Source organism: Rathayibacter sp. AY1G1 (assembly GCF_002932095.1).
Classification (GTDB): domain Bacteria; phylum Actinomycetota; class Actinomycetes; order Actinomycetales; family Microbacteriaceae; genus Rathayibacter.
Genome location: NZ_PSUZ01000047.1, coordinates 1 through 10,703, shown reverse-complemented (window position 1 = coordinate 10,703; position 10,703 = coordinate 1). Strand labels below are relative to the sequence as shown.

The window sequence follows — 10,703 nt, the reverse complement described above, 5'->3', positions numbered from 1 at the left end:
CCAGCGCGCGGGCGCCAGGGAGACGAGAAGGCCGATGACGACGTAGCTGACGAACTCGTAGAACAGGCTCCAGAGCGAGCCGTTCCACGCGCCCGGGTAGGGCACGGAGCCGAGCATCCCCGCGATGCCGTACTCCCGGATGTAGAGGGCCGCATTGGCGACCACGAAGCGCACCGCCCCGGCCGCGCTGTACTCGCCGGCTCCGAGGAGGAGCGACGCGAGCGGTGCGGCGACGAAGGCCACGACCAGGAGCGAGACGAGGAAGGCGGGATAGATGCGGAGGAAGCGCCGCCAGAGGAAGTCGACCAGCGATCGCGAGCGCAGCCGGCTCGCGGTGATCAGGAAGCCGGAAGTGGCGAAGAACCCGCCGACCGCCCAGGCGCCGAGGGTCGAGCCTCCGAACCCGGGGTCGTCGCCGTAGCCGCCGAGGGGGAAGGAGTGCGACACGATGACGAGGACCGCCAGCCCGAGCCGCAGGGCGTTGATGCTGTTCGACCGCGGGTCGAAGGCGGAGCCGACGGTCGGGCGCGTGCGTGGCGCGCGGGCGGGCGCGGCGGTGCGCCGGCCGTTCTCCTGGCGGGTCATGCGCACATCCTGCTGACCCCGGCCGCCGCCGTCGATCGGGCGTGGGACGCGCCGCGCTCCTCCCGGAGGGCCCGCGCACCAGCAACGACGCGCGCTCCACCCCTGCGGCCCCGTCGCGGAGCTGACGCGGACTGACGTGCGGCCTGCGGCTGATCCCTCTCCGCCCCGTCGTCCCTCCGTCGCCCTCTCCGCGAGACGCCGCTCCGGTAGTCGACACGCCGGAGCGGGTTCACCGGAGCGGGATCCCGCGGCGGGCGGTCGGATCACGCCGGTCGGATCGCGCCGGTCAGAGCAGCCCGTCCGTGAGGTGGTCCGGCGTGCCGAAGCGGTGGGCCGTGATCGACACGGCCTGCTCGCGGAGGAACGGCAGCAGCTCCAGCCGGCCCGCCTCGGTCGCCGGGCCGGCGTAGACCGCGAGGTCGGGGCGTCCGCCCGTCACGGCCGTCACCGTCGCGGCGGACGCGCCCAGCAGGCGCACCCGTCCGGCGGCGTGGGCGCGCACCCGCGCCTCCCACGCCGCGTCGTCCTCGACCACGACGGCGCCGGCCGCCTCGTCGAGACCGGCGGCGAGCTGCGGAGGCAGCGCCGCGGCGCTCGAGACGACCACCCGTGCCTGCGCGGTCGCCGCCGCGACGGCCACCCGCACGAGCGAGCCCAGCGGCTCCCCGGCGGCCAGGCGCACCAGCACGGCGGAGTCGTAGGGCAGGCGGCGGAAGACGTTGCGCTCCGCCTCCAGCCCCGTCACGTCGCGAGGAGCACCCGCGGCCCACGCCGCCGCGCAGCTGCGCGCCGTCCGCTCCACCGCGGCGTGCTCCTCCGCCGGGAGCTCCGCGCGCGACGCGGCGAGCAGGCGGGCGGCCGGTCCGACGACCGGAGCGGTCGCCTCCGACGACGCCGCGGTCCACGAGCCCAGGCCGAGCAGGTAGTCCGGCCCGCCCGCCTTGGTGCCCGGGCCGACCGCCGACTTCTTCCAGCCGCCGAACGGCTGGCGCTGCACGATCGCCCCGGTGATCCCGCGGTTCACGTAGAGGTTGCCCGCCTCGATCCCGTCGAGCCAGGTGCCGATCTCCTCCGGGTCGAGCGCGTGCAGGCCCGAGGTGAGCCCGTAGTCGACCTCGTTGACGATCGCGATCGCCTCGTCGAGGGTCGCCGCCGTCATGATCCCGAGGATCGGCCCGAAGTACTCGGTGCGGTGGAACTCGGACCCGCGGCGCACGCCGTCGCGGACGCCGGGGCTCCACAGGCGTCCGGAGTCGTCGAGGCTCCGCGGTTGCAGCAGCCAGGTCTCACCGGCGCCGAGCTCGGTCAGGCCGCGCAGCAGCTTGCCCTCGGCGGGTTCGATCACCGGCCCCATCCGCGTCGCGGGATCGGTCGGGTAGCCGACCGTGAGGGAGGAGACCGCGTCGAGCAGCTGCGCGCGGAACCGCTTCGAGCGCGCGACGGAGCCCACCAGCACGACGAGCGAGGCGGCGGAGCACTTCTGGCCCGCGTGCCCGAAGGCGCTCGCCACCACGTCCTTCACCGCCAGGTCGAGGTCGGCCGAGGGGGTGACCACGATCGCGTTCTTGCCGCTCGTCTCGGCCAGCAGCGGGAGGTCGTTCCGGAAGGAGCGGAACAGCTCCGCCGTCTCGTAGGCGCCGGTGAGGATCACGCGGTCGACCTGCGGGGAGGCGATCAGGTCGCGCCCCAGCTCCTCCTCCGGCAGGCGGAGCAGGCGCAGGGCCTCGCGGGGCACGCCCGCCGCCCACAGCGCCTCGGCCACCACGGCGCCGCAGCGCGCGGTCGGTCCGGCGGGCTTGAGCACCACGGCGGAGCCGGCCGCGAGCGCCGCGAGGACGCCGCCGGCCGGGATCGCGACCGGGAAGTTCCACGGCGGAGCGACCAGGGTCAGCGCGGCCGGGTGGAAGCGGGCGCCGTCGACCGCGTCGAGCTCGAGGGCGCGCTCGGCGTAGTAGTGGGCGAAGTCCACGGCCTCCGAGACCTCGGGGTCGCCCTGGTCGAGGGTCTTGCCGCCCTCGGCCGCCATGACCTCGAGCAGCTCGGCGCGGCGCGCCTCCAGCTCGTCGCCGGCGCGGTGCAGGATGCGGGCGCGCTCCTCGGCCGGGACATCGCTCCAGCCGCTGCCGCGGGCGCCGGAGAGCACCGACTCCAGCTCGTCGAGGGTGCCGATCGTGGCGGCCTCGATCGCGTCGGCGCCGGCCCGGGAGGAGGGGACGCGCGCGAGGATCGCCTGCGCCCACTCGCGGTTCGCGGCGACGGACGGGTCGGTGTCGGGGGTGCTGCGGAAGTCGCCCGGTCCCGGACGGCCGCTCGCGGCGAACCGGTCGGGCACGCGGTGCGCCGGGGGGACGGCTCCGTCGAGGGCGGCGACGGAGGCGCGGAACCGCTCCTCCTCCCGCGCGAAGAGCGCCGGGTCGGCCTCGAGCTCGAAGACGGCCGACATGAAGTTCTGGCTCGACGCGCCCTCCTCCAGCCGGCGGATCAGGTAGGCGATCGCCACGTCGAACTCGGCCGGCGCGACGACCGGCGTGTAGAGCAGGAGCGAGCCGACCGTGCGGCGCACCGCCTCCGCCTGGCCCTGGGCCATGCCGAGGAGCATCTCGTACTCGATCCCCTCGCGGACGCCGCGGGTGCCGGCGAGCAGCCACGAGTACGCGACGTCGAAGAGGTTGTGCCCGGCGACGCCGACCCGCACGTTGCGGATCCGCTCCGGGTGCAGCGCGTAGTCGACGACGCGCTTGTAGTTCGTGTCGGAGTCCTGCTTGCTGCTCCAGGTCGCCAGCGGCCAGCCGTGGACCGAGGCCTCGACCTGCTCCATCGGCAGGTTCGCGCCCTTGACCAGGCGCACCTTGATGCCGGCGCCACCGCGGGCCCGGCGGGCGGCGCTCCACTCCTGCAGGCGGATCATCGCCGAGAGCGCGTCCGGCAGGTAGGCCTGCAGCACGATGCCGGCCTCGAGGCCGAGGAACTCCGGCCGGTCGAGGATGCGGGTGAAGACCGCGATGGTGAGGTCGAGGTCCTTGTACTCCTCCATGTCGAGGTTGATGAACTTCTGCGGCGAGGAGGCGGCGGCTCGGGCGAACAGCGGCGCCAGCTCCTCGACGATGTCGTCGACCGCGGCGTCGAAGGCCCACGGGTTGTGCGGGGCGGTGCTCGAGGAGACCTTGATCGAGACGTAGTCGACGTCGTCGCGGGCGAGGAGCCGGTGCGTCCCCTCCAGGCGGCGGTGGGCCTCCTCGCGGCCGAGGACGGCCTCGCCGAGCAGGTTCATGTTGAGCCGGACGCCGTCGCGGCGGATCGCGGCGATGGCCGGGCCCAGGCGGGAGTCGGTCGCGTCGATGATCAGGTGGCCGACCATCCGTCGCAGCACCCGGCGCGCGATCGGCACCACGACGTCCGGGAGGAGCGGCGCCATGACGCCGCCGAGGGCGACCGCGCCGCGCATCGGAGCCGGGAGGAAGGACGGCACGCCGCCCGCGATCGCCTTCAGCGCCGCCGCCGCGACGCGGGTGTCCTCGGGGCGGACGACGCCGTCGACGAAGCCGACCGTGAAGTCCAGGCCGGCCGGGTCCTTCAGCACGCCCGCCAGCTGCGCCCCGGAGGCGTCGATCGGGATCGCGGACGCCTCGCGCAGCCAGCGCCGCACCAGGGCGACGCTCTCGTCGACCAGGCGGGGATCGATCGAATCGGCGGACGGGCCGTCGGCCGCGGGGCCGGTGGCGAGAGCGGGGCTGGCGAGATCCGTCATGGTGCGGTCCTTCTGCTCTGAGAGGCGGTGCCTTCAGTATTCGACCGACTACCGTTGAGCAGAAGCGACCGTTCCTTACCGGTACCGGTCAGCTCAGCTGAACGATCGGGGAGACGCCGTGCTCGATGTCCGCCGCCTGGTCCTGCTCCGCGAGGTGGCCATCCGCGGCACTCTCGCCGCCGCGGCCGAGGCCCTCGCCTACAGTCCCTCCGCCGTCTCGCAGCAGCTCGCCGTCCTCGAGCGCGAGGCCGGCGTCGAGCTGCTGCGGAAGGCGGGCCGGCGCGTGCAGCTCACACCCCAGGCCGAGATCCTGGTCGAGGCGGCCGGCGAGGTGATGGCCCTGCTCGAGCGGGCGGAGGCGGCGCTCGCGGCCTCGGGGGAGTCGGTGACCGGGCGGGTGCGCGTCGCGGTGTTCCAGTCGGCCGCGCTCGCGCTCATGCCGGGCGCGCTCCGGGCCGTCGCCGACAGCTTCCCCGAGGTGCGTGTCGAGATGGTGCAGCGCGAGCCCGAGGGTGCGCTGCACGAGACGTCGTGGGCGCGGGAGTTCGACCTCGTCGTCGCCGAGCAGTACCCCGGCCACTCGACCTCCTGGCTGCCCGGACTGGTGCGCAGCGACCTGACGACCGACGCGATCCGCCTCGCCGTGAGCCGCGACTCCGCCGTCGTCGACCTCGCCTCGGCCCGCGACTCCGCCTGGGTGATGGAGCCGCGCGGCACCGCGAGCCGCCACTTCGCCGAGCAGACCTGCCGGGTCGCGGGCTTCGAGCCGGACGTCCGCTTCGAGACCGCCGACCTGCAGGCGCAGATCCGCCTCGCAGCCTCCGGCCACGCCGTCGCCCTGATGCCCGACCTGGTCTGGGTGGGCGAGGCGCCGGACTGCCGCCTCCTCGAGCTGCCCGGCACGCCCCGCCGCACGATCTTCACCGCCCAGCGCGAGGCGCAGCTGGCGTCGCCGGCCGTGCGGGTGTTCCGGGAGTGCCTGGCGGAGGTGGCGGGGCGGTTCGCGTGAGGCTGGGGGCGTGCGGGGGTGCGTGAGGCGGTGCGGTTCGGTGCGGGTGAGTGGGGGTGTGTGGCGGTGCGGTTCGGGTGAGGGGGGTGTGTGGCGGTGCGGTTCGGGTGAGCGGGGGCGTGTGTGGCGGTGCGGTTCGCGTGAGCGGGGGGCGTGTGGCGGTGCGTGTGGCGGGGTGTTGCGCCGGTGTCCTGCGCGCGCCGCCCCGAGGACGGCGGGGATGTGCGGCGTCGGCTGCTGTGATCCCTCCCTCCACAGGAGGGCTTCACGCCGGTTCTCCACGGATGTGACGATCCGTCGCTTCCGTGTCGGTGGTCGCAGATTGAATACATGTATGACGATGATCAGCGGGTCGACAGCAGTGGAGGCGGTGCTCAGCGAGGTGCGTGCTCGCGGCGACCGGGCCGCCGCGCTGGCACGTTCGGCGTCCCCGCTGCTCCTGGCCGCGGCCGAGGAGCTGCACGCCGGGCACCGGGCCGCGCTCGAGCATCCGGAGTCGTTTGCCCGCGGCTCGGCGCCCCACGCGTCGAGCGACCTCGCCGAGCGGTCGATCCGCGCGGAGTTCGCGGTCGCCCTCGGAGTCTCCGAGCGGGTCGCCTCCCGCGAGCTCGACCACGCGCGCCTCCTCGTCGAGGACCTGCCGACCACCCGCGCCGCCCTCGCCGGGGCGCGCCTGCGGTGGGAGGCGGGCCAGGTCGTCTGCGCCGTCGCGGCCACCCTGCCTCCGGGCTCCCGCGCCGCGTTCGATACGCGGGCGGCCGAGCTCGCGGCCCGCACCACGCCGACCCAGCTGCGGCGCGCTCTGGCCCGACTGCGGGAGGAGCTCCACGAGCAGCCCCTCGCCGAGCGCCACCGACGTGCCCGCGAGGACCGCGCGGTCTGGCTGACCCCCGAGGTCGACGGCATGGCGACGCTCTGCGCCCTCCTCCCCGCCCCGGTCGCCGTGGGGGCGTACAGCCGCCTCGACCGGATCGCCCGGATCCTCCGCGACGCGGCGGAGGGGACGCCGCCGCTCGCCGCCGCGGGAGCGGGCTCCTGCGGAGCGGAGTCCAGCGGGACGACCGGAGCGGAGCCCGCCGGAACCACCGGGGCGGGCGCCGTCGATGCGATCTCCCGAGCGGGCGACGAGCGGACCCTCGCCCAGCTGAGAGCCGACGCTCTCGCCGACCTCCTCTGCGATGCGGACGTCATCGGCACGGTGCCCGACTCGGTCGGTGCCGATCGGCCTGTTCCGACCCTCGTCACCGGCGTGCGCGCCGAGGTGCGGGTCACCCTGTCGGCGAGCACCGCGTCCGGCGCCGACGACGCCTCCGCCGAGCTCGACGGCTACGGCCCGATCCCGGCGGACGTCGCCCGGAGCCTCGTCCCCGCGACCGTCACCCGCGTGCTGACCGAGCCCCGGACGGGCGCCGTCCTCTCGGTCGGGCGCACACGCCGACTGCCGCACCGCGAGCTGCGGCTCCTCCTCCAGCTCCGCGACGTGACCTGCCGCTTCCCCGGCTGCACCCGCTCCGCCGCGGGCGCCGAGGCCGACCACGTCGTCGAGTGGCGAAACGGCGGCGGCACCGACCCCGCCAACCTCGCCAGCCTCTGCGTCGCCCATCACCACGTGCGGCACGGCGACCGCTGGACCTACGTCCTCCACCCCGACGGCACCGCCGACTGGACCACCCCCACTGGCCGCCGCATCACCACGCGCCCGCCGGGCCTCGAGGCACGGCTCCGTCCAGACCCACCCGCGACCCCGAGGTTCGAGGACCGGCCGCCGCCGTTCTGACACGCTGCCGTGCTGACACGCTGCCGTGCTGCGGTGCTGCCGTGCTGCCGTGCTGCCGTGCTGCCGTGCTGCCGTGCACCCCTAAGGGAATCGGCTGTCGGGCGGGTTCGGCGCATTGCGCGGGTTCGCACTGGTGATCGGGCCGTGCTGTCGCTCGGAGGCGAGTGCTCAGCGACCTCCCGCCGCGCCGCTGACGCTCGGATCTGCGCCTTCGCTCGGGTTCACGCGGCCGCACCGTCGCACCACCGCCGCACCACTGCCGCTGAGGCGCGGACCGTCACCGGGGCCGCACCGTCGCCTGACGCCGTGCCGACACCAGGGCCGTGCCGCCGCCTTGCGCCCTGCCGCCGTTCGGCCACCACGATGCAGCACCTCAGCACTCAGCACCTCAGCACCTCGGCGGCTCAGCGCGCGCCGTACCGCCGTAACACGCCATCGCGACGGCCCGCCGTTCGGTCAGCGCGTCTCGCGACTGCGCTGGCGCCCCGCACGGCCCCACGGCTGATCCGGCGGGGTGCGCAGTCCGGGCACGCCCGCGCGGTCAGTCGGCGACGCGGAGGAGCACCTCGCCCGTCGTCCCGCCCCGCGGCCGCCCCGCAGCCGCCCCGCAGCCGCGACGCTACGCCGCCAGGAAGCGGTCCGCCGTCCGCAGCGAGAGCGCCATCGTCGCGAGCGCCGGGTTCGCGATCAGCGCGCTCGGGAACACCGAGTTGTCGCACACCCAGAGGTTCGGCACGTCGAAGCTGCGGCCGTCCGCGTCGATCACGGCGTCGCCCGCGTCGGTGCCCATCCGCACGGTGCCGAGAGTGTGCGCCGTGCGCGCCATCACCCGCGTGCTCGTCGCGCCGGCCGCCTCCACGATCGCGGTCATCGTCCGGATCGCGTGCCGGTCGATCGCCTCCTCGTTGGCGCCCGCCGAGAACGTGATGCGCGCCTTCGGCACCCCGTGCTCGTCGAGCTCGTCGGTCAGCTCCAGCCGGTTGCCGTCGGCGGGCAGGCACTCGGCGTTGATGCCGACGCCCGCCGCGAAGCGGTAGCCGTCGAGCGCGTCCATCAGATTCCTGCCCCAGAGTCCCGCGCCGCGGGCGAGCGTCGTCGCGTAGGTCAGCGGCATCACTCCGAGGCTCTGGATCAGGTAGCCGCCCGCGAAGTCCGCGTCGGCCGGGCGGACGGTGTCCTCGGTGATCACCGAGGAGGGGTAGCCGCGGTAGCCGCGCATCTCGTTCTCGAAGGTGCCCCAGACCTGGGTCGCCCCGTGCGCCAGGAAGTTGCGGCCCACCTGGCCGCTGCTGTTCGCGATGCCGGTGTGCAGGAGGAGCCGGGGCGTCTCGACGCCGCCCGCGCAGAGGAACAGGGCGGAGCAGCGCTGCCGGTGCTCCACTCCGCCGCTCGTGTAGACCACGGCGCACACGCGGCCCGCAGCGTCCAGCTCGATCCCGTGCACGAACGAGTCGGCCCGGATCTCGGCGCCGGCCCGCACCGCCTCCGGCAGGTAGGTCACGTCCATGCTCGTCTTCGCGCCGGTCCGGCAGCCCTGATGGCACTGGCCGCAGTTGACGCAGGAGGGCCGGCCGTCGTCCCGCGGGCCGCTGAGCACGGCGGCGGGCGCGTCGGTCGCGCGCATCCCGATCGCCGCGCAGCCGCGCAGCATCATGTCGGCCGAGGCGTTCCGCGCGAGCGGGCCCTGCAGGTAGCGGCGCGACGGGTCCCACGGGTACTCGGCCGGGCCCGCCACTCCGATCGTCGCCTCCACCTTCTCGATGTACGCGGTGAGCTCGGCGTGCTCGATCGGCCAGTCGCGGCCGACGCCGGAGTCGCTCCGGAGTCGCAGGTCGCGCGGGTCGGGGCGGGGCGTGAACGCGCCCCAGTGCAACGTCGAGCCGCCGACCCCGCGGCCGCTGTTGTTCTGCCCGAAGGCGGTGGGGGTCTCGCCTCCGCTGAGGCGCTCCTCCATCCAGTTGATCTCGACGGCCGCCGTCTCGTCGGCGGTGTGGCCCAGCGGATCGACGTGCGGCCCGGCCTCGAGGGCGACGACGCGCAGCCCGCGAGCGGCGAGCACCGAGAGCAGGGGCGCTCCGCCGGCCCCGGTGCCGATCACGACGGCGTCGACCGTCTCGTCGAGCGGGAAGCGGCGCATGCCGGTCGTGTTCATCGGTGACTCCTCGTCGTCGGTTCCCAGGTCTCGCGGTCGTCGGCGCCGAGCAGGCGGAAGCCCGTCACGAGCGGCAGCGTGTCGCCGCCGCTGGCGTAGCCGTCGTAGCCGATCCGCGCCATCGACGCGGGGTGCGCCAGCCACTGCTTCACGAGGTCGACGCGGCAGTCCTCGAACCATGCGGTCAGCTGCTCGGCACCGAGCCCGCCGGCCGAGCCGTCGCCGGGCTCCGCGGAGCCGTCGGCGATCGCGGTGAGGCGCGCGTCCTGCTCGGCGGGGCCGAGGCCGGCGAAGCCCCGGAGGGCGTCGAGCGCCAGACCGTAGGCGATCGGGTCGGCCGGCAGGTCGGCGTTGCGCCAGCCGTCGCCCTCGCCGTTCGCGAGCTGCGTGTCCACCCGTGCGGCCAGGTCGATCCGGCCGCCCTCCTGAGGGACGACCCGGTCGGCGATCGCGCGCAGCTCCGCGAGCTGGGCGACGGTCAGGGCGCGGGGCGCGTACTCCGGGTCGTCGGCGAGCGCGCGCACGGCCAGCAGCCCGCGCACCCGCGTGGAGGTGCGGGCGGAGGCGATGGCCGCGCCGACGTCGGCCGGGACCGACGGCGCCGTGCCGGCCTCCTCCTCCCAGAACCGGCGGATCGCCGCCGCCACCTCGACCGGGCGCTCGAACGGCAGCAGGTGGCCCGCCCCGGCGAGCGTGAGCAGCCGGGCGCGGGAGTAGAGGGAGCCGTTGAGGCGGCGCTGCGCGTCGGCGCCGAGGTCGCCGTCCTCACCGCCCGCGATCAGGAGCGCGGGCACCGCCCCGAGGGCGGCCTCGCCGGTGCGGTCCTCACGGCTGCCGTGCTCGAGCCAGTCCCGCCAGCCCTCGGGGGAGTAGCGGCGCAGCTCGGCCAGCACCTCCGCGTCGGCGTCGGCGGGCAGCGGCGAGCCGACGTTCTGGTCGACGAACTCGCGCGCCTGCGCCTCGTCGAGGTGCCCGTCGTCGACCCAGCCGAGCATGGTCGAGCGGCGCGCCTCCTCCATCGGCTCGGGCGAGAGCGGCGACCCGGCGAGGAGCACGACGCCCGCGAGCCCGAACAGGCCCGAGCGGCCGGTGACCGTGCGGGAGGCCACGAGGGAGGCGATCTTCCCGCCCATGCTGTGCCCGAGGAGCAGCCAGCGGGAGGCGTCGTGCTCGCGGATCCGGCGGATCGTGGCGGCGGTCATCTCCTCGAGCGAGGTCCCGGATCCACCGGGCAGGTCGAGCGCGACGAGGTCCGCGACGTCGGCGAGCTCGCGGCCGAGCGCGTCGAAGGCGCGGCCGTCGAGCCCGAGTCCGGGCAGGGCGAAGAGGGTGGGGCGGGGGCTGGTGGACACGGCGATCGGCCGCTACCGGGACAACCTGGTGGTGTTCGCCTCCCCGCTCTGAGGCCCGCCACGGAGGCGCGGCACAGAGG

6 protein-coding genes are annotated in these 10,703 nt (G+C 75.3%); 2 read left to right on the top strand and 4 right to left on the bottom strand.

Annotated elements, in window-relative coordinates:
• Both C5C36_RS16930 and C5C36_RS16925 read right to left on the bottom strand, forming a co-directional pair.
• On the bottom strand, positions 1 to 585 hold a 585-nt coding region (locus C5C36_RS16930), incomplete at its 3' end, for an acyltransferase (protein ID WP_146085365.1).
• A 286-nt stretch (positions 586 to 871) separates the two neighbouring features.
• A complete protein-coding gene (locus tag C5C36_RS16925; protein ID WP_104310096.1) occupies positions 872 to 4,333 on the bottom strand; it encodes a bifunctional proline dehydrogenase/L-glutamate gamma-semialdehyde dehydrogenase in 3,462 nt (1,153 codons plus the stop codon).
• A 118-nt stretch (positions 4,334 to 4,451) separates the two neighbouring features.
• Here C5C36_RS16925 and C5C36_RS16920 point away from each other — a divergent pair, with 118 nt between their 5' ends.
• A complete protein-coding gene (locus C5C36_RS16920) occupies positions 4,452 to 5,342 on the top strand; it encodes a LysR family transcriptional regulator (protein ID WP_104310095.1) in 891 nt (296 codons plus the stop codon).
• Between the two features lie 334 nt (positions 5,343 to 5,676).
• A complete protein-coding gene (locus C5C36_RS16915; protein WP_181133850.1) occupies positions 5,677 to 7,119 on the top strand; it encodes an HNH endonuclease signature motif containing protein in 1,443 nt (480 codons plus the stop codon).
• A gap of 619 nt (positions 7,120 to 7,738) precedes the next feature.
• On the opposite strand, the gene C5C36_RS16910 is transcribed toward C5C36_RS16915, so the two are convergent.
• Both C5C36_RS16910 and C5C36_RS16905 read right to left on the bottom strand, forming a co-directional pair.
• Entirely contained in the window at positions 7,739 to 9,271 is a 1,533-nt protein-coding gene (locus C5C36_RS16910; protein ID WP_104310093.1) for a GMC family oxidoreductase, read from the bottom strand.
• On the bottom strand, positions 9,268 to 10,623 hold the full coding sequence (locus C5C36_RS16905; RefSeq protein ID WP_181133849.1) for an alpha/beta hydrolase: 1,356 nt from the start codon (positions 10,621 to 10,623) through the stop codon (positions 9,268 to 9,270). The genes C5C36_RS16910 and C5C36_RS16905 overlap by 4 nt, the downstream gene beginning before the upstream one ends.
• Between the last annotated feature and the right edge of the window lie 80 nt (positions 10,624 to 10,703).